Source organism: Arthrobacter sp. AG258 (assembly GCF_004364695.1).
Taxonomy (GTDB): domain Bacteria; phylum Actinomycetota; class Actinomycetes; order Actinomycetales; family Micrococcaceae; genus Arthrobacter.
Genome location: NZ_SOBI01000003.1, coordinates 116,459 through 134,174 on the forward strand (window position 1 = coordinate 116,459; position 17,716 = coordinate 134,174).

Here is a 17,716-nt window from a genome sequence, read left to right on the forward strand (position 1 = left end):
CAAGGTCCCCGGAAGCGCGTCCCGGGGTCACCGGTGCTTGAACTGCGGCTCACGCTTTTCTGCGAACGCCGCCATCCCTTCCTTTTGGTCCTCGGTGGCGAACAGCGAGTGGAAAAGCCTCCGTTCAAACAGGACCCCTTGGGCCAGCCCGGTTTCGAAGGCTGCATTCACGGCTTCCTTTGCCGCCATGGCAGCGGGCTTCGACTTGGCGGCGATCAGCCCGGCTGCCTTGAGGGCCTCGGACACCACTTCCTCCGCCGGTACGACCCGGGAGACAAGTCCGCACCGGTCCGCTTCCTCGGCACCGATGAACCTGCCGGTGAGGATCAGGTCCATGGCCTTGGCCTTGCCGATCGCGCGGGTGAGCCGTTGCGAACCCCCCATCCCGGGAAGTACGGCAAGGTTGATTTCCGGCTGGCCGAACTTGGCGTTGTCCCCCGCAATAATGAGGTCGCACATCATCGCGAGCTCGCAGCCGCCGCCCAGGGCAAACCCGGACACCGCCGCGATGGTGGGGATCCGCAGCCGGGTGAAGTCCTCCCAGCCGCGGAACCAGTCCGCGGTGTACATGTCCATGTAGCCCTGATCGGCCATTTCCTTGATGTCGGCGCCCGCCGCGAACGCCTTGGCCGAGCCGGTGATCACCACGGCGCCTACGTTCGGATCGGAGTCCATCGCGGTCACGGCGGCGACCAGTTCCTCCATGGTGGCCTTGTTGAGCGCATTCAACGCCGATGGCCGGTTGAGGGTCACCAGCCCAACCCTGCCTTGTCGCTCCACCAGGATGTTGGCGTATTCAGTCATTCGGGGCTCCCGTCGTCGTGTGCTGCCGTGGTCCGGCTCCGGCCCGTTGCGTCCGTTCCTGTTGCCGCCGCCGTGGTGTCCGCGGCAGCCGGTTCCGCGCTGCCGCGGATATCCGTAATGATGGCGGAGAAGTCGCGGCCGGCGCCGCCCTCCGCGGCAAACGTATCGTAGATGCGGGCGGCGAGCGCGCCCATCTGTCCCGCCACTCCCGTGCTGTTGAGGGCATTGACCGCCAGGTTGAGGTCCTTGGCCATCAGCGCCGCCGCAAAACCCGGCTGGTAGTCCCTGTTGGCCGGACTGGCGGGGACAGGTCCCGGTACCGGGCAGTTGGTGGTGAGCGCCCAGCATTGGCCCGAGGCCGCGGAGGCGACGTCGAACAGGGCCTGGTGGCTCAGGCCCAGCTTTTCGCCGAGGACAAACGCCTCGCTTACCGCGATCATGGAAACGCCCAGGATGAGGTTGTTGCAGATCTTGGCAGCCTGGCCCGCACCGTGGCCGCCGCAATGGACCACGCGTTTGCCCATCACCTCCAGGAGCGGCCGCACCGACTCGAAGTCCTGCGCTTCGCCGCCGGCCATGAATGTCAACGTCGCTGCTTCGGCGCCCACCACGCCGCCCGAAACGGGCGCGTCGACCGAACGGTGGCCTGCTTCACCGGCCAGGCGCGCGGCCTCCCGTGCCTCATCGACGTTGATGGTGGAGCAGTCAAGGAACATGGTGCCCGGCGGAGCCGCAGCCAGCAATCCGGGTTGTCCGGCGTTGCCGCGGTAGGCGTCCAGGACGTGTCCACCGCTGGGGAACATGGTCAGCACGACGTCGGCCTCCGCTACGGCGCCAGCCGCGCTGGCCGCGACCGGCACACCATGTTCCCGTGCCGCTTGGACGGCGACAGGCACCACATCGAAAGCAACCACCGCATAGCCGGCCCGGACCAAGTTCACGGCCATGGGACCGCCCATGTGCCCCAGGCCGAGGAAAGCCACGGTTCCCGTCTCAGGCATGGTCCGCCTCCTCGGGTGCGCGTTCCGGGTGCAGGTCCAACTCCCGGCCGTCCAGCGGTTCGAAGAACCTGTCCACCTGTCCTGGAAGCACGTCAGCCAGTGTTGCCGGTTTCCACTGCGGATTCCTGTCCTTGTCCACAACTTGGGCGCGGATGCCTTCGCGGAAGTCGGGACCGGCCAGGAACCGGATTCCGGCACGGTACTCCTGGGCAAGCGCTTCATCCAGGGTCAGTCCAGCGGCCCGGCGCAGCGACGCCAGGGTGACCTTGACAGAGGTGGGTGACTTGGCTTCGATCGTGTCGGCCGCCTCCACCGCAGCCTCCCTCCCGGGCCCCGCCCACTCCCGGAGGCGCCGGACGATCCCGGCTGCGTCATCCGAGGCGTAGCAGGCGTCGATCCAGTCACGGTGCCCGGCGAGCAGCGAGTCCGGGGCCGGCTGGGTATACCGTTCGACGACGTCTTCCGCGTCATGGTCCACAAGGGCGGCCGCCAGGTCCGTCAGCGATCCTGACGGTACGTAGTGGTCCGCAAGGCCAAGGAACACCGCGTCGCCGGCGCCAAGATGCGCGCCGGTCAGGGCAGCGTGCGTTCCGGCCTCGCCGGGTGCGTGCGAGAGCAGGTAGGTGCCACCAACGTCCGGGGCGAATCCGATGGTGGTTTCCGGCATGCCCGTCCTGGTCCGCTCCGTGACCACCCGGACACTCCCGTGCGCGGAGATCCCCACCCCGCCGCCGAGGACCAGGCCATCCATGAGGGCCACGTACGGCTTGGGATACCGGGCGATCAGGGAGTTCAGCCGGTATTCTGCCTGCCAGAAACCTGCCGTCCGGTGTCCGCCGTGCAACATGTCCTCGTAGATGGCCACAATGTCGCCGCCGGCGCAGAGGCCGCGTTCCCCGGCGCCCTGCACCAGGACGGTGGCGACGTCGTCGTCCCCGGCCCACCCGGTGAGCTGCCGGAGCATCAGGTCCACCATTCCGGCGGTGAGTGCGTTCACGGCTTTAGGCCTGTTGAGCGTGACCAGGCCCAGCCGGCCGCGGCGCTCAAACAGTACTTCCGGGTGCCCGTTGCCGGCGGCACCATCCATTCCCTTGGCTGCGGTCATCGGCTGGCTGCTCCTTCGCATGGTGGCCGGACGAGTGATCCAGGTCATTCTGGTTGCGAATATACCCGCCGCGTCATGCTGGGGACCAACCGCGTGCGGTGCCGCCCGGACTGGCGGGAGGCTTTACCCGGCGCGCAGCTGCCAAGGTAAGTTAGGAACCGTGAAGATAGCTACCTGGAATGTGAATTCGCTCCGTGCCCGCGCCGACCGTGTTGAAGCCTGGCTCCAGCGCAGCGACTGCGACGTCCTGGCCATCCAGGAGACCAAGTGCAAGGACGAGAACTTTCCGTGGGAGCTCTTTGAACGGATGGGCTACGAGGTTGCCCACTTCGGCGTAAACCAGTGGAACGGCGTGGCCATCGCCTCCCGTGTTGGACTTGAGGACGTGGAGCGGACGTTCCTGGACCAGCCCTCGTTCGGCAAGGCCGGCAAGGACCCCGTCCAGGAGGCCCGCGCCATGGCTGCCACGTGCGGCGGCGTCAGGGTCTGGAGCCTGTATGTCCCCAACGGGCGTTCCCTGGACGACGAACACATGCCTTACAAGCTCAAGTGGCTGGAAAGCCTGAAAACGCACGCCCAGGGCCTGGTTACGGACAACCCGCAGGCGCAGGTCGCATTGATGGGCGACTGGAACATCGCCCCGTTCGACGACGACGTCTGGGACATCGACTTGTTCGTCAACAACCGCTACACCCATGTCAGTCCGCCGGAGCGTGCGGCGTTCCATGCCTTCGAGTCCGCCGGCTTCACCGACGTTGTGCGCCCCTATACCCCCGGCCCGGGCGTCTACACGTACTGGGACTACACCCAGCTCCGGTTTCCCAAGAAGGAAGGCATGCGGATCGACTTCATCCTGGCCTCCCCCGCCTTGGCAGCCCGGGTCACCGGCGCCTCGATCGACCGCGAGGAACGCAAAGGCAAAGGCGCCTCGGACCACGCCCCCGTGCTGGTGGAGCTGGCGGACTGATGACAGCCCCCTGCGCCCATCCAAGGAGACCGTCATGACGGGAAACCTCTACCGGGGCCAGGCAGGCCTGCCATTTTCCTCCACACTGCGCGTCTACGAACCCTTGGACGCCTTTCCGGGGGAACAACGACCCGCCCTCCAGGCCGCCGGCGAGCGCGCCGCGTCCCGTGCCGCCGTCGAAAACGCTGAACTGCTGGCCTCGCTGGGACGGATCACCCGCTCCGGCGGTGATCCGTTTCCCACCGGGCGCACCGATCTGGTGCGCGTCACCACCGCGCCGGCACCGGACGGCGGAACGGCCGACGACGGCGCTGCCGCCGGCACCGCGCCAGTGTTGCTGTACTGCCCCAGCCAGCTCGTCCTGCGCGCCGGGCTGGCCGCCAACGCCCTGATGGAAGGGATCCACGGCCCGCTGGCGGAGCTGCTGATCCCTGAGGAACAGCGCGACCGGCACCAGGAGCGGATCGACCTGGTGAAGGCACGGGACGGGTCCGTCCGCGTGCACACGCGGGCCTCCACCTGGGGCATCCCGTTCAGTTGGTTCTCGCTGTTCATGGAGTCCGACCGCAAGGACGTCGTGGAAGCCGCCGGCCGCATCCTTACGGTCCGCGTCTGGGCGCCGATCACAGACGCCTTGGAGCGGGCCCGCTACGCCGTGGCCAACCTGGCGCTGGCCGCCCCGGACCTTGACATGCTTGACGACCTGGCACAGCTGACCGAATGGCTGGAGCTGTTCCACGTGAACTCCATGGTGGAGCTGGACTATGGTGCCGTCGCAGACAAGGTGTACCCGGACGAATCACCCATGGACATCAGGCTGGGCATCGAGTGCCTGGCTGAGGGTGACATGACCGGCGCCGCGGCCGCCTATCGCAGGCTCGCCTCGCGCTGGATCCCTATCCGGCAGCTTGCCCGCGCTTCCTGAGGCCGTTTCACGCCTTGGGCGGCGCTGTGGTGCGCCGGATAATCAGTTCATGCGGAGCAACGGCGGACCGGACGGACCCGATGTCCCCGTCCAGTTCGTCCAGGAGCATCTTGGTGGCCAGTTCGGCCTGCTCATCCGGGCGTTGCCCAACGGTGGTGAGGCCCATGGCCTCCGCGAAGTCGTGGTTGTCGATCCCCACCACTGACAGTTCGCCGGGGATGTTAACGCCGAGGCGGTTGGCTTCGAAGATGACCCCCATGGCCATTTCGTCAGAGGCGCAGAAGATTGCTGTGGGCTTCGGCCCGGAACCGGACCAAAGGCGGCGGAAGGCTTCCTGGCCGCTGCGCACCGTGAAGTCGCCCCATTCGTCCCACTCCGGCCGGGTGGCAAGGCCTGCGGCGGCCATGACGTCCTTGAACGCCAGGATGCGGACCCTCGGGACGTCGAAGTTGAGGTCGGTCTCGTCGTCGCCGTGCAGCAACGCGATGTCCCGGTGGCCCAGGTCGATCAAGTGCTGGACCGCCGTTGAGGCTGCCGCGTAGTCGTCAATGCCGATGTAGGGGCACTCTTCGACGTGGCCGCCCACCACCACCAGCGGGATGTCGATTTTTTGCAGGTGTTCGATTTCTTCGTGGCTGAGCGCCATGCAGAGCACCAGCAGGGCATCGATCTGCTTGTAGACCATGGTCTTGCTGAAGAGCCGCTCGCGGTTGCTGCCGTGGCCGCCGAGGTTGAACAGGGAAAGGTTGTAATGCCGGGCGTGCAGCTCGCGGTCCGCACCCTCAATGGCCTTGGAGAAGAACCAGCGGCTCACGAACGGCGCCAGGACGCCAATGGTCTTGGTGCGTCCCGTGGCCAGGCCGGAAGCAGAGGACGATGCCACGTAGCCCAGGGTTCCCGCGACTTCGAGGATTTTCTCCCGGGTGGCCGGCGAGACGCGGGGCAAACCACGGACGGCGCGGGAGACGGTTGCGGTTGAGACTCCGGCGGCCGCTGCCACGTCCTCGATGCTGACGCCATTATGGCCGCCCCGTTGGGACCTTTCCGTTGTCCGTGCCACCGTGTCCCCTCATAACTCCTTCGCGGCGCAGGGCCGGCTGGCCCTGCGTCTACCCCAAGCCTCGTATTTTTCCATTCCGCGGCCGGGCAGTGGTAACTGTGGCGGGGACCGCTGTTTTTAAGTGCGCCTACTTGCGGGCCGGCAGCCTACGCCGCAGGCGCACCATTCCGTACAGGGCCAGCAGGGTTGCCAGCAGGCCCAAGGCCCAGCCAATGGCCGGCTGCGCGGTAATTTCCATCCACACAGTGACCACCAGGAGGACCACCGCCCAAAAACCAAGGAAACCGATGATGATGTCGAAATCCTCGCCCGACCTGACCAGCCGGCTGCGGTTGCCCGCCCCCGCTGGTGTGCGGGGGCGGGCACCGTGATCCGTCACTTGACCGCACCTGCCGTGAGGCCGGCGACGATCTTGCGCTGGAAGACCAGGACCAGGATCACCAGCGGAATGGTGACAATGGTGCCGGCGGCCATGATGGCCGTGTACGGGATCTGGTTGGGCTGCGCACCGGCGAAGTTGGCGATTGCCACCGTGACCGGCTGGGTTGCGTCGCTGGACAGCTGGCTGGCAATCAGGAACTCATTCCAGGATGAAATGAACGCCAGGATTGCCGTGGTGAAGATTGCCGGCGCCGCCAGGGGCATGATGACCTTGCGGAATGCCTGCCCCTGGGTGCAGCCGTCAACGCGGGCCGATTCCTCCAGCTCCCACGGCATTTCCCGGAAGAACGAGGTCATGGTGTAGACCGTCAGCGGGAGCACGAAGGAGATGTTGGGGATAATCAGCGCCTGGTAGGTGCCCATCCAGCCAATGTTGGTGAACAGCTGGAAAAGCGGGGTGATCAGGGCAACGCCCGGGAACATGGAAGCACCCAGGATGAAACCGAGCACCAGGTACTTGAACCGGAAATTCAACCGGGCCAGGGCGTAGGCAGCAAACACGCCGATCACCAGCGATACGACCGTCACCACGCCGCCAATGAACACGCTGTTCAGCAGTGCCTGTCCGAACCTGTTGCCGAAGGACGTATCGAAGGCGGTGATGAAGTTGTCCATGGTGACATGGGTGGGCAGGATCGAGGTGTCGTACGTGAACCCGACCTCGCGGAAGGCGGTGACCACCATCCAGTAGGCCGGTGCGAGGCACCAGATCAGGACGACGACGGCACTGATGTAGGTCCTGCCCTGGGCCCACTTCTCCCGGTTCTGGGCAGTTTTGCGACCCTTGTCCTGGCGTGCCCGCAGGGCGGTGGCGTCTGCTGTTGCCGTGGTCATTTCTTCCCCTTTCCGGTTGCGCCGCTCTGCTCAACCACATTTGCCCCGAGGAAGCGGACAAAGATGAAAGCGACCAGGAAGATGATGATGAACGTGATGGTGGACAACGCCGCCGCGGAATTGAAGCCCTGCCTGATCTGGTTGATGACCAGGATGGACAGCGTGGTGGTGTTGTTCGCGCCGCCGGTAAGGATGTACGGCAGGTCGAACATCCGCAGTGCATCCAAGGTACGGAACAGGATCGCCACCATCAGCGCCGGTTTGACCAGCGGCAAGGTGATGAGCCGGAACCGCTGCCACGCGGACGCACCGTCCACCTTGGCCGCCTCATAGACTTCGGCCGGAATCATCTGCAGGCCCGCAAGGATCAGCAGTGCCATGAACGGCGTCGTCTTCCAGACGTCGGCAATGATGACGGCCCACTTGGCCGGCCACTCGCTGCCGGTCCACAGGATGGTGGTGTTGAACAGCTTGTTGGCGATGCCCTCGAAAGCGAAGATGAAGAACCAGAGCTTTGCCGTCACAGCCGTGGGGATCGCCCACGGCACCAGAACGGCCGCGCGGACGAGGCTCCGGCCCCGGAAGGTGCGGGCCATGATCACAGCCATCCAGAAACCCAGCACCGTTTCCAGCGTCACCGTCACGATTGTGAAGAAGAACGTGGTGGCAGTGGCGGACCAGAATTGGCCGCCCAAGGTTCCCGGCGGGCAGGCGACGGTACCGCCGGCGGGCGCGGAACACTGTTGCGCCAGCCAGTTGACGTAGTTTTGGATGCCGGCCGAGCCGCCTGCCGTGAACAGGCCGGTGGCGGGATCGAGGCCGGCGTCCTTCTGGAAGGACATCACGATCGCGCTGATGATGGGGTACACGATCACAATGCCCAAGGCCACGATGGTCGGGGCGAGCAGCCAGGACGCCCAGCGACCCTGGCTTGCGATCCTGTTGTCTTCCCCTACGCCCTTGGGCGCGTGATGGACAGGGGCAGCGCCCGACGCCGGTGACTTAACCGGCGTCGGGCCTAGTTCGGTTGCCATGGCAGGACTACGATCCTGCACCGGCGGATTGAATGGCGTTCTGCATGTCGGAAAGTGCAGCTTCCACTGTCTTTTCTCCCTTGATAGCGGAGTAGGCATTATCTTGGATTGCCTTGGTGACAGCCGGGTAGAAAGGCGTTACGGGACGCGGTACGGCGTTCTCGATGGACGTCTTCAGGACCGGCAGGTAGGGCAGCTTGGCAACCAGTTCCTGGTCTTCATACAGCGAGCCGAGGACCGGAGCCAGGGAACCCTGGGTGGCGTAGAACTTCTCGGTCTCCGCGGAGGTCATGAACTTCATGAAGTCCAGTGCGGTGGCTTTGTTCTTGGAGTACACGCTGGTGGCGAGGTTGTGGCCGCCCAGCGAGGACGCACCAGGGCCACTCTTGCCGGGCAGTGCCGCAAGGCCGGTCTTGTCCTTCACAGCCGAAGATCCTTCGGTGGTGATCAGGTTGAAGGCGTAGGGCCAGTTGCGCAGGAACAGGAGCTTTCCGCTCTGGAACGCCTGGCGGCTGTCCTCTTCCTTGTAGGTGATGGCTTCCTTGGGGATGTTCCCGTCAGCGTAGGCCTTGGCCAGGTTGCCCAGGCCGGCCTTCGCTTCCGCCGTGTTTACGCTGGGCTTGCCGTCCTTGTCCAGGACTGAGCCGCCGACGGAGTTGATGGCCTCGGATGCGTTGACGGTCAGGCCTTCATACTTGCTGAACTGGCCGGCGTAGCAACCAATGTTGTTCTGCTTGGCGATGGAGCACATGCTCATCATCTCGTCCCAGGTCTTGGGAGGCGTGGGAACCAGGTCCTTGCGGTAGTACAGGATGCCGCCGTCAGAGGTTTGCGGGGCCGCGTAAAGGGTGCCCTTGTAGGTGGCGCTGTCCACGGTGGGCTTCAGCATGGCGCTGGTGTCGATCGCCATCTTGTCCTTCAACGGCTGCAACCAGCCCTTGGCCGCGAACTCCGCGGTCCAGACAACGTCGACGTCAACAACGTCGTAGTCGGACTGCTTGGCCTGGAAGTGCTGGACCAGGTCATCGTGCTGCTGGTCGGCCTGGTCGGTCTGCTCCTTGAAGGTGACCTTTTCATTCGGGTGCGCGGCATTCCACTTGTCAATGAGCGGACGGACGACGTTGCTGTTGTCCTTGCCCTGGACATACGTGATGGGGCCGCGGCCGTCGAGGTTGGCATCAGCATCGCTGCCTCCCCCGCCGGTGGTGCCCCCTCCGCCGCCGCCGCAGGCGGACAACGTCAGGGCCAGAATGCCGGCCGTGGCGGCCGGAAGCAGGAATCTCGGGGTTTTCATTAGCTTGAAGCTCCTCGCTGAGTGACAAGTAAGTCGACAGTGCGCTTGTAGGTGAGGTTGATGTGGTGACCATCACACTAGTAAGGTTGCTGTCGCGAATGCAAGCGTTTACATCAAAAAGTTATCTTAGGGGAACCAAATGCCCAACCCATCCGTTCCGGTACCCCGTCCCGTACCCTCCGCATGGTGGGCGGACGCGGTGGTCTACCAGATTTACCCCCGGTCCTTCGCCGATGGGAATGGCGATGGAATGGGCGATTTGCGGGGCGTCCTGCAGCGGCTCCCCTACCTGGAAAAGCTGGGCGTGGACGCTGTCTGGCTCTCCCCCTTCTACAAGTCGCCCCAGGCCGACGGCGGTTACGACGTCGCCGACTACCGCCAGGTGGATCCGCTCTTCGGCACCTTGGCGGACTTCGACGCGATGTTGCAGGAAGCTCACCACCGCGGCCTGAAGGTCATCGTGGACCTGGTCCCAAACCACACTTCCGACGAACACACCTGGTTCCAGGCGGCGCTGCGGGCAACCCCGGGAAGCCCGGAACGGGAACGGTACATCTTCCGTGACGGCAAGGACGAAGTGCCGGGATCGGGGGATGGCCGGCTGGCGCCCAACAATTGGAAATCCATCTTCGGCGGACCGGCATGGACCCGCCTTACCAACGCTGACGGCTCACCCGGCCAGTGGTACCTGCACCTGTTCGACACCAGGCAACCCGACCTGAACTGGGAAAACCCGGAAGTACAGGAGGAGATGCGCTCCGTGCTGCGCTTCTGGCTGGACCGCGGAGCGGACGGCTTCAGGGTGGACGTGGCCCATGGACTGGTCAAAGAGGCAGGCCTTCCTGACTGGGACGGAGCCGCGGCCATGGTGGAAGGAACAACGGGTCCGCGCAGGGAAAGCCACGTGCCCGGGGACGCTCCCCACGCCCACACCGATGCCGAGGAGCCGCACCGGGCCGTCTCGCCGATGTACCCGCCATCGCCCTTCTTCGACCAGGATGGCGTGCATGAGATCTACCGCGACTGGAATCGGGTCCTGGCCGAATACGGAGGGGACCGGATGATGGTGGCGGAAGCCTGGGTTGAACCCGCCGAACGCCTGGCCAGGTACGTCAGGCCGGATGAGATGCAACAGGCCTTCAATTTTGATTTCCTGCTGGCCGGCTGGGATGCCGGGCGGATGGCTGACGCCATCAATGCGTCCTTGGCAGCGGCCGCGTCCGTGGGCGCTCCGTGCACGTGGGTGCTCAGCAACCACGACACCGTGCGGCACAGCACAAGGTTTGGACTCAAGGATCCGACCACGTTCCCGAAGGGCATAGGCGCCGGTGACGAACAACCGGACGCTGCCCTGGGCCTTGCCCGTGCCCGCGCCGCCACGTTGGTTGCGCTGGCATTGCCGGGTTCGGCCTACCTCTACCAGGGGGAGGAGTTGGGGCTTCCGGAGCACACCACCCTTCCCGACGCGGCCAGGCAGGATCCGACATTCTTCAGGACCCAGGGCGCCGAGATCGGCCGCGACGGGTGCCGCGTCCCGCTGCCATGGGCCCAGGGCGAACCGGGGTTCGGGTTCTCCGGCGGGGACTCCGGCCAGGCGCCCTGGCTCCCGCAGCCGGACAGCTTCGGCCCCCTGGCTGCGGACCAGCAGGACGGCGAGGAAGGTTCAACCCTTGAGCTCTACCGGGCCGCTCTTGCGTTCAGGTCGGCGCGCCACCTTGGCAGGGGAACCGTTGAATGGACAGATGAGCACGCGCCGGACAGTGGGCTGCTGGCATTCCGGAACGGAGATGTCATAGTCCTGTCCAACCTGGGCTTCGCCTCGGCACCTGTGCCCAACGGTTACACCGTAGCGCTGTCCAGCGGGCCTGAACCGGCCAGCGACCGGGCAGCGATGCGGGAAGTTCCCGTGGACTGCACCGTCTACCTCCTTGAGGACTGACCCGCAGGAGGACTGACAGTCGGGCCCGCATGCAGTTCAGCGGACCCGCTCAGCCCGGCTGAAGCGCGTCCGCGCCCCGGCACCGATGTGGATGAGGACCGGAATCTCCTTGCCCACCACGGCGTCCAAGGCGTCCAGGAGCCCCGATACCTCGGCAGCCAACAGGTGTGGTGCCACACCCTGGCGGGGCAAGAGCCGGACCTTGAGCGCGGGCGAGCCCTTCACGTCATAGGTGGTGACGGTGGAACCGGCAAGGTCTGGACGCCCCTCAAGGGCCTGCTTGAGCGCCTGTTCGGCGACGCCGCCTCCGATCCGGACATCGCCGGGAACATCACCGGGGTCGTACTCGGCCGCGAGGACGTTGGCCCGGCCCTTTCCCTGTTGCGCAATCCAGCCCACCATGAGTCCCATGAGGACCAGCAGCGCCAAGGCCACCGCGATCCACAGCCAGCTCTCCTGCTGTCCGGGAAAACGGGTGGAATTGAAGGCCTGGGTAATGCCTTCCCACGCCCCGGAGGCCCAGGCGTGCCACCACGGACCGATTGCGGGCACAACTGCCAGCAAGACCAGCAGCAGGCCCGCCGTCAGCAGGACAACGCCCAGCAGGGTGAGGAGGATCCGGTTCAGCAGGGCAGGGGTACTGGTCATGCGCCGATCACCCCGGACGGGGCCACGTTGACGCGGGCAACGGGGGCAGGTTCCAGCTGCATCTGGTCCAGTTCATCGCTGACTGCGGCAAGGACGCGGCCCTGGTCCACCGCAACACCGGAGGTGGGCCGGACGTTCACCATGACCTGGCGCTGGGAGACCACCACCATGACTTGCTCCGGCGTGACGTTCGCCGCCAGCCGGGCACGGCGTGCGATCGAGGACGCCACGACTTCATCGTCCACCACCGCGGCCGAGGACCCGCCACGACGGACGCCGGCCAGCTGGTGGCGCGCCCGCCGTCCCGGAAGTATCCCGTTGAGCAAGAAAATCACACCCAGCATGCCCAGCACCCCGCCGATCGCTCCCAGCAGCAGTGGCGGTACGCCGGACGGCAGATCCACGATCCGTTGGGCCGCCACCTGCGGCTCAATCAGCCAGGCAGGCTGCCCGACGGCATGGACACCGGATTCGAGGACGCCGTAACCGGCCAGCACCAGGACCAGGGCGGCAGCTGCGATCGAGACCGCGGCGCGCGTCGAATGCGTCTCGCGGTAGGTGATCCGGCGCATGTCCGGCCCGTCGTTCCCCCGGGCACCAGCCCTTGCACGGCGGTTTTCCACGCTGCCGCTCATTGCACCCGCCCTCCTGTGCTGATCTTTGCCCCGCTGATGCGGATATCCACCCGGCTCAGCCTGGAACCGCTGAGCTCCGAGACCGTCTGCAGAATGGCCGCCTTCGCCTTGACCGTGCGATCCCAGATGGATCCACCGGAACCCTGGACCCGCGCGGGATCAAGCACAACCGATTCCAAAGGCGGGATGCTGATGGGCGCCACGAGGGACAAGGCCAGCAGGCCGTCGTCGTCCGTCCAATCCGCCCGCACGTCCTGCGCCTCGACGCCCAGGGCCTGTGCGGCGGCCGCCTTGGCGAGGCTGGTCAATGCCTGTGTACTGATCCGGTTGTGGCCGCTGAGCGCCTGCCCACTCGCAACGGGCGCTGGTGAACTCATGAGGACGAACGCCGGCCGATGATGGCATCAATCACGCCGCGCAGATCCAGCTTCCCCTCGGCGGCGCGGCCCAGGATTGCACCGATAGCCATGAAGAGCAGGGACACGATGAATCCCCACAAGCCGAACTGCAATGACATGAAGGCCACGAAGGCGCCCATGGCCGTACCCGCAACGGTGAGGTTCACAGCAACGCCTCCCGGTCCACAGCCGCCGGCGTCGCCGGCTTGACCGGCGGTGGCACGTACACGTCCGTGATCTCGACATTCACTTCAATGACCTGCAGGCCGACCAGTTCTTCGACGGCGCGGTAAACGGCGGCGCGGACGTCATTGGCCAGCGAGTGCAAGGGGGTCCCGTAACTTGCCACCAGGGTGATATCCACGGCTACCTGCGTTTCGCCCACTTCCGCGTGGACTCCGGCTGCATGGTCCGAACTGCCGACGGCATCACGGATGGCACCCAGCGCACGGGACGGAGCCGAGCCAAGGGAATAGACGCCGGGAACGGACCGTGCCGCGATTCCCGCCACCTTGGCTACGGCGGTTTCGGAGATTACGGTGCGCCCGGGCCCCGGACTCGTCACCGGGCTGGCGGCAGGACGGCTTGGCACCACGGGTTGTGGGTTCTGGTCTTCCATCAGGCACTCCCCCTTCTGTTGATTCCACCCTATCCCCAGCCTGCGACAGATGCGCCGGAAACACTGCGGGGCGCCGCGCCCAAGCTTCTGCCCGACGGAAAAGGCCCAGGCGGGGAAGCCCCCAAGGACATCCCCGCCTGGGCGGTATACGGCCGGAATTTACCGGCGGTGGATCAAGAAAGGCCTACTTGTAGAGGCCCTCGCCGCCTACCCGCACGTTGGTAGGCAGGTAACCGAACGGGCCAAGGCCGTTCCGGCCGAAGCTGCGGTCAACCTGCGAGACGCCGTTGCGGAAGTTGATCTTCACGGTCGGCGACAGCGAGCCGCCGCGGACGCCGTTGACGTTGTCGATGAACGACTGCACCAGGCCGCCGGGCTGCACGTAGTGCGAATAGGCCTGGAACTGCCGCCCGTTCTGCTTCGCGGAGGGGCTCTCCGGTGCGTTGGCTGCCAGGTTGAGGTCCGTCGGGGATCCCAGGGCAAGGCCGCTGTTGTTCATCGGCTGGAAGTCGGAACGGATGCCGTCGCCCGCGAAGCCGTAAACGCCGTCGGGACCGCGCATACCGGCTGCATAGGTGAACTGGTGGCTGATGGTGAAGAGGTAGTACTTGTTCTTCCCACCCTCATTCTGGATGAAGATCTGCGGCCGTTCAGTCTGGTCGTTCACACAGTTCGCCGAAAGGATCGGCGGGAGGAAGGACCACTTGGTCAGGTCCTTGTTGTCGGCCACAGCGAGGCCAACGTTTGCGGTCTGGTAGTAGGCGCCGCTGTTCTGGACGTCGCTGACGTTTTCGGCGTGGGGATCGCCCGGCTTGTAGCCGAGGTCCTCGTCCTTGCATTTGTAATCGCCGCGGGTGCCGCCGGTGTTGCCTTCGAAGACCATATAGGTCTTGCCGGGGTGGGCCGGGTCAACGAACGTGTAGGGGTCGCGGAACGCGAAACCGGGGTTCTGCGCCTTGGTCTGGTACATCTTGCCGTCCGGTTCCAGCAGCTTGGTGTGCTGGAACCCATCGAACGTGACGCCGTTCTTGTCAGCATGGATGTTGCCCAGGGCCTTCGCGATCGCAGCATCGGGGGCAATGCCGCCGCCGCCGGCATTGCGCTGGGCGATGTCGTAGAACGTGGTGGCCGTGTAGAACACGTTGACGTGGTCACCCTGCATCAGGCGGGTGGAGCCGGACCACTCGGTGTTGCCGATGGAGGTGTTGTCCAGGAACAGGTGGCCGCCGTAGTTCCACTTGTCCTTGGCCGGGTCAGCGTTGGTCTTGCGGAAGAAGTAACCGATCCGGGCATTCCAGTGGCGCTGGTCGAAGCCGTAGCCGGCGTGGCGGTCAGCCACCAGGGAGAAGATGACATCCCAGCCCTTGTAGCTGATCTGGTTGGCATTCTCGTCGGTCAGGGACCACGTGTCCCAGACCCAGACGTCGTCGTTCATGGTGGGGAAATCCTGGGGAATCTCCGGCATGGTGACGTCGGGGCTCATGGAGTTTTCACCCGGAGTGACCGTCGAGTCGCTCTGGGCCATGATCTGCTTGGCGTCGGCACGGGTCCACTTGGACGTGAAGTCCGACGCCGGATCGAACGCCTGCTGCGTATGTCCGGTCGGGAGGGGGAAGCCCGGAGCGGGTGCCGGCATCTGCTGCACGGCGGGCGGATCGGACGGCTCGTTCGCCTGCGCCGAGGGGACGGCCAGGAAGGCCGAGGCGGCGACGGCCGCGGCCAATGCTGCGGCGGCGGGGCGCCACCGCAGCATCCGGTTTTGGGGGTGCTTGTGCATTGTTGCTCTTCTCGCGGAGTTGTAACTGTTCGTGGAAGACGGGCATATGCCCATTGCCCCGAGAACATCCGCGGCCCCGGCAACACCTCAGGTGCCGTCGGAGACGCCTTTGTGTGTCGGGAATCAGCAGGGCCTGGGTAGGGCCCCGGGCAGATGGGAAGCATGCTTCCCCTTGCCGCGATCCACGCTATGGGGCATCCCGCAGCCATTTCAAACCCTGTTTCAGCGCTCCGAATGACCTACCGGCGGGTAGGGTGCAAGCGCTTACGCAATCCAATGCGCGCGCGTGCCACAACGGTTTGGCGCAGGTCAAATGTTTCGTGGCATGGTCGATTTTTTTGTTTCAACCTGCCCGGATGTTGCGCAGGCCACTGGCTGAGCCGAGGCCAGAGCGCCTCTGCGGCAGGCCCTTTGGGGGAGAATCGCGTGCCGGGTTCGAGGCCGGGCAGCCAATGGGGGCAATGCCGAACGCTGCGCCCAAATGTCCGCGGCCCCATACGGGCCGCGGATCTTTATCTGCACGCCACCTATGCCCTTGGCGACGCGAAAGTGCGGGTCGCACTGATGCCCGTGGATGGCGCACGATGCCACGCCTTAAACGAAGAAAAGCACCAGTTCCGAAGAACTGATGCTTCCCAGTGGTGGCTCCGACCGGCGTCGATCCGGTGACCTTTCGATTTTCAGTCGAACGCTCTACCAACTGAGCTACAGAGCCTAGGTGACTAGTCACCATGAGAGCCGGAATTTCTTCCAACAATCAGAGCGACCCTGACGGGACTTGAACCCGCGACCTCCGCCGTGACAGGGCGGCGCGCTAACCAACTGCGCTACAGGGCCTTGCGTTTCTTGCTTTCACAGTATCTCTACCGCTTTTTTCAAGGCTTCCAGCCTACCAGACTTTTTCTGCCTGCCTGACCAGATCCTTGCGTACCCCCAACGGGATTCGAACCCGTGCCGCCGCCGTGAAAGGGCGGTGTCCTAGGCCGCTAGACGATGGGGGCCAGAACCCGTTCGGCACAAAATAAAAGGCGTCAAGCGATGCTTTCCGTCTTTGCCCTTTGCGTTTCTCCGAACTGGACTCAACAACTATAGGGCCTTCGCAGGAATTATCCAAAATCGGCCAAAAACACCGCCATTCCGCCATTGCAGGGGCCAAGATGGACGGATGGATGCCGTCGCAGCCCTCAACGAGATTGCTTTCTGGCTGGAGCGCGGGCGCGCTGCCACCTTCAAGGTGCAGGCCTTCCGCAAGGCCGCCGCCACCATCGGCGCCCTGGACCCGGACGAACTGGCGTCCCGCGCACGGTCCGGGCGGCTGAAGTCCATGAAGGGGATCGGCGACCGGACCTACGCCGTGATCCGGGAGGCCGTGGACGGACAAGTTCCCGAGTACCTGGCGGACCTCCGGGAGAAGGGAGCGCAGCCGCTGGCGCCCGGCGGCAGGGACATCCAGGAGGCGCTGCGCGGCGACCTCCACAGCCACAGCGAATGGTCCGACGGCGGCTCCCCCATCGAGTTGATGCTTGCCGCCGCGCAGGTGCTGGGCAGGGAGTACGTGGCCCTGACAGACCACTCCCCCAACCTCACGATCGCCAACGGCCTCTCGCCCGAACGCCTGCGCGACCAGCTGGACGTGGTGGCGGGCATCAACGGCAAGGGCGGACCCACCCGGCTCCTGGCAGGCATCGAGGTGGACATCCTGGAATCGGGAGAGCTGGACCAGGAACCGGAACTGCTGGACAGGTTGGACATCGTGGTGGCCAGCGTCCATTCCAAGCTGCGTGCTGACCGCAAGACCATGACCACGCGGATGCTCGGCGGAATCACCGACCCGCGGACCAACATCCTGGGCCACTGCACCGGCCGGCTGGTGGAGGGCTCGCGAGGGACCAGGCCGCCGTCGGAATTCGATGCCAAGGGAGTTTTTGCCGCCTGCGCAGAGCACAACGTCGCCGTGGAGATCAACTCCCGGCCGGAGCGGCAGGACCCGCCTGACGCCCTGATCCAGCTGGCTTTGGAGGCCGGCTGCCTGTTCTCGATCGACAGCGATGCCCACGCACCCGGGCAGCTGGATTTCCTGCAGTACGGCGCCGAACGGGCGGCCCGAAACAACGTACCCGTTGAGCGGATCATCACCACCTGGCCGGCGGACAAGCTGCTGGCCTGGGCCGCAGCCCCGTAGGGCCGGCCCCGCCGGGCACCGGGGAGTCCCCCAACCGCCGTACCTCGTTGTCC

At 65.4% G+C, this 17,716-nt stretch carries 18 protein-coding genes and 3 tRNA genes; 4 read left to right on the forward strand and 17 right to left on the reverse strand.

Annotated features, from left to right (window positions below; all coding sequences use genetic code 11):
- Nucleotides 1-27: 27 nt before the first annotated feature.
- The 3 genes from DFO47_RS06880 to DFO47_RS06890 are packed head-to-tail and all read right to left on the reverse strand — an operon-like array spanning nucleotide 28 to nucleotide 2,910.
- On the reverse strand, nucleotides 28-804 hold the full coding sequence (locus DFO47_RS06880; protein WP_133831144.1) for an enoyl-CoA hydratase: 777 nt from the start codon (nucleotides 802-804) through the stop codon (nucleotides 28-30).
- Nucleotides 801-1,805: a 3-hydroxyisobutyrate dehydrogenase gene (gene mmsB, locus DFO47_RS06885; protein WP_018763105.1), complete on the reverse strand. Its 1,005-nt coding sequence runs from the start codon at nucleotides 1,803-1,805 to the stop codon at nucleotides 801-803. The genes DFO47_RS06880 and mmsB overlap by 4 nt, the downstream gene beginning before the upstream one ends.
- Entirely contained in the window at nucleotides 1,798-2,910 is a 1,113-nt protein-coding gene (locus tag DFO47_RS06890) for an enoyl-CoA hydratase/isomerase family protein (RefSeq protein ID WP_133831145.1), read from the reverse strand. Before DFO47_RS06890 ends, mmsB begins: the two co-directional genes overlap by 8 nt.
- A gap of 160 nt (nucleotides 2,911-3,070) precedes the next feature.
- Between DFO47_RS06890 and DFO47_RS06895 the strand changes: the two genes are divergently transcribed.
- Nucleotides 3,071-3,877: an exodeoxyribonuclease III gene (locus tag DFO47_RS06895; protein WP_026264965.1), complete on the forward strand. Its 807-nt coding sequence runs from the start codon at nucleotides 3,071-3,073 to the stop codon at nucleotides 3,875-3,877.
- Between the two features lie 34 nt (nucleotides 3,878-3,911).
- Nucleotides 3,912-4,802, forward strand: a complete 891-nt coding sequence (locus DFO47_RS06900; protein WP_133831146.1) for a hypothetical protein — start codon at nucleotides 3,912-3,914, stop codon at nucleotides 4,800-4,802.
- A gap of 7 nt (nucleotides 4,803-4,809) precedes the next feature.
- Here the strand turns inward: DFO47_RS06900 and DFO47_RS06905 are convergent, their stop codons facing one another.
- The 5 genes from DFO47_RS06905 to DFO47_RS06925 all read right to left on the reverse strand — a co-directional run bounded on the left by DFO47_RS06905 (nucleotide 4,810) and on the right by DFO47_RS06925 (nucleotide 9,465).
- The gene (locus DFO47_RS06905; RefSeq protein WP_133831147.1) at nucleotides 4,810-5,862 is read right to left on the reverse strand and encodes a LacI family DNA-binding transcriptional regulator; all 1,053 of its coding nucleotides are present in this window, start codon (nucleotides 5,860-5,862) and stop codon (nucleotides 4,810-4,812) included.
- 127 nt (nucleotides 5,863-5,989) lie between these two features.
- Nucleotides 5,990-6,241: a hypothetical protein gene (locus tag DFO47_RS06910; protein WP_018763100.1), complete on the reverse strand. Its 252-nt coding sequence runs from the start codon at nucleotides 6,239-6,241 to the stop codon at nucleotides 5,990-5,992.
- Nucleotides 6,238-7,137, reverse strand: a complete 900-nt coding sequence (locus DFO47_RS06915) for a carbohydrate ABC transporter permease (protein ID WP_018763099.1) — start codon at nucleotides 7,135-7,137, stop codon at nucleotides 6,238-6,240. The genes DFO47_RS06910 and DFO47_RS06915 overlap by 4 nt, the downstream gene beginning before the upstream one ends.
- On the reverse strand, nucleotides 7,134-8,171 hold the full coding sequence (locus DFO47_RS06920; protein WP_018763098.1) for a sugar ABC transporter permease: 1,038 nt from the start codon (nucleotides 8,169-8,171) through the stop codon (nucleotides 7,134-7,136). The genes DFO47_RS06915 and DFO47_RS06920 overlap by 4 nt, the downstream gene beginning before the upstream one ends.
- Before the next feature lie 7 nt (nucleotides 8,172-8,178).
- Nucleotides 8,179-9,465, reverse strand: a complete 1,287-nt coding sequence (locus DFO47_RS06925) for an ABC transporter substrate-binding protein (protein ID WP_133831148.1) — start codon at nucleotides 9,463-9,465, stop codon at nucleotides 8,179-8,181.
- Between the two features lie 139 nt (nucleotides 9,466-9,604).
- Here DFO47_RS06925 and DFO47_RS06930 point away from each other — a divergent pair, with 139 nt between their 5' ends.
- Nucleotides 9,605-11,404, forward strand: coding sequence for a glycoside hydrolase family 13 protein (locus tag DFO47_RS06930; protein ID WP_133831149.1), 1,800 nt, complete (start codon nucleotides 9,605-9,607; stop codon nucleotides 11,402-11,404).
- A gap of 36 nt (nucleotides 11,405-11,440) precedes the next feature.
- Here the strand turns inward: DFO47_RS06930 and DFO47_RS06935 are convergent, their stop codons facing one another.
- From DFO47_RS06935 to DFO47_RS06975, 9 genes are all read right to left on the reverse strand, one after another.
- Entirely contained in the window at nucleotides 11,441-12,052 is a 612-nt protein-coding gene (locus DFO47_RS06935) for a hypothetical protein (protein WP_018763095.1), read from the reverse strand.
- A complete protein-coding gene (locus tag DFO47_RS06940; protein ID WP_133831150.1) occupies nucleotides 12,049-12,687 on the reverse strand; it encodes a hypothetical protein in 639 nt (212 codons plus the stop codon). The genes DFO47_RS06935 and DFO47_RS06940 overlap by 4 nt, the downstream gene beginning before the upstream one ends.
- Nucleotides 12,684-13,064, reverse strand: a complete 381-nt coding sequence (locus DFO47_RS06945; protein WP_133831151.1) for a hypothetical protein — start codon at nucleotides 13,062-13,064, stop codon at nucleotides 12,684-12,686. The genes DFO47_RS06940 and DFO47_RS06945 overlap by 4 nt, the downstream gene beginning before the upstream one ends.
- A complete protein-coding gene (locus tag DFO47_RS06950; RefSeq protein ID WP_133831152.1) occupies nucleotides 13,061-13,252 on the reverse strand; it encodes a hypothetical protein in 192 nt (63 codons plus the stop codon). The genes DFO47_RS06945 and DFO47_RS06950 overlap by 4 nt, the downstream gene beginning before the upstream one ends.
- Nucleotides 13,249-13,704, reverse strand: a complete 456-nt coding sequence (locus DFO47_RS06955; protein ID WP_109045838.1) for an Asp23/Gls24 family envelope stress response protein — start codon at nucleotides 13,702-13,704, stop codon at nucleotides 13,249-13,251. Before DFO47_RS06955 ends, DFO47_RS06950 begins: the two co-directional genes overlap by 4 nt.
- 184 nt (nucleotides 13,705-13,888) lie before the next feature.
- Entirely contained in the window at nucleotides 13,889-15,481 is a 1,593-nt protein-coding gene (locus tag DFO47_RS06960; RefSeq protein ID WP_018763090.1) for a glycoside hydrolase family 68 protein, read from the reverse strand.
- Between the two features lie 639 nt (nucleotides 15,482-16,120).
- Nucleotides 16,121-16,196, reverse strand: a tRNA-Phe gene (locus DFO47_RS06965).
- Nucleotides 16,197-16,244: 48 nt separating this feature from the next.
- Nucleotides 16,245-16,318: transfer RNA gene (locus DFO47_RS06970), tRNA-Asp, on the reverse strand.
- 91 nt (nucleotides 16,319-16,409) lie between these two features.
- A tRNA-Glu gene (locus DFO47_RS06975) sits at nucleotides 16,410-16,482 on the reverse strand.
- 164 nt (nucleotides 16,483-16,646) lie between these two features.
- Here DFO47_RS06975 and DFO47_RS06980 point away from each other — a divergent pair.
- A complete protein-coding gene (locus tag DFO47_RS06980; protein ID WP_133831153.1) occupies nucleotides 16,647-17,663 on the forward strand; it encodes a PHP domain-containing protein in 1,017 nt (338 codons plus the stop codon).
- Nucleotides 17,664-17,716: the final 53 nt, after the last annotated feature.

Coding starts and splice junctions, on each gene's coding strand:
- DFO47_RS06945 (WP_133831151.1), bottom strand. CDS start 13,064: ATGAGTTCACCAGCGCCCGTTGCGAGTGGGCAGGCGCTCAGCGGCCAC.
- DFO47_RS06930 (WP_133831149.1), top strand. CDS start 9,605: ATGCCCAACCCATCCGTTCCGGTACCCCGTCCCGTACCCTCCGCATGG.
- DFO47_RS06925 (WP_133831148.1), bottom strand. CDS start 9,465: ATGAAAACCCCGAGATTCCTGCTTCCGGCCGCCACGGCCGGCATTCTG.
- DFO47_RS06980 (WP_133831153.1), top strand. CDS start 16,647: ATGGATGCCGTCGCAGCCCTCAACGAGATTGCTTTCTGGCTGGAGCGC.
- DFO47_RS06900 (WP_133831146.1), top strand. CDS start 3,912: ATGACGGGAAACCTCTACCGGGGCCAGGCAGGCCTGCCATTTTCCTCC.
- DFO47_RS06960 (WP_018763090.1), bottom strand. CDS start 15,481: ATGCACAAGCACCCCCAAAACCGGATGCTGCGGTGGCGCCCCGCCGCC.
- DFO47_RS06940 (WP_133831150.1), bottom strand. CDS start 12,687: ATGAGCGGCAGCGTGGAAAACCGCCGTGCAAGGGCTGGTGCCCGGGGG.
- DFO47_RS06890 (WP_133831145.1), bottom strand. CDS start 2,910: ATGACCGCAGCCAAGGGAATGGATGGTGCCGCCGGCAACGGGCACCCG.
- mmsB (WP_018763105.1), bottom strand. CDS start 1,805: ATGCCTGAGACGGGAACCGTGGCTTTCCTCGGCCTGGGGCACATGGGC.
- DFO47_RS06915 (WP_018763099.1), bottom strand. CDS start 7,137: ATGACCACGGCAACAGCAGACGCCACCGCCCTGCGGGCACGCCAGGAC.
- DFO47_RS06935 (WP_018763095.1), bottom strand. CDS start 12,052: ATGACCAGTACCCCTGCCCTGCTGAACCGGATCCTCCTCACCCTGCTG.
- DFO47_RS06955 (WP_109045838.1), bottom strand. CDS start 13,704: ATGGAAGACCAGAACCCACAACCCGTGGTGCCAAGCCGTCCTGCCGCC.
- DFO47_RS06880 (WP_133831144.1), bottom strand. CDS start 804: ATGACTGAATACGCCAACATCCTGGTGGAGCGACAAGGCAGGGTTGGG.
- DFO47_RS06920 (WP_018763098.1), bottom strand. CDS start 8,171: ATGGCAACCGAACTAGGCCCGACGCCGGTTAAGTCACCGGCGTCGGGC.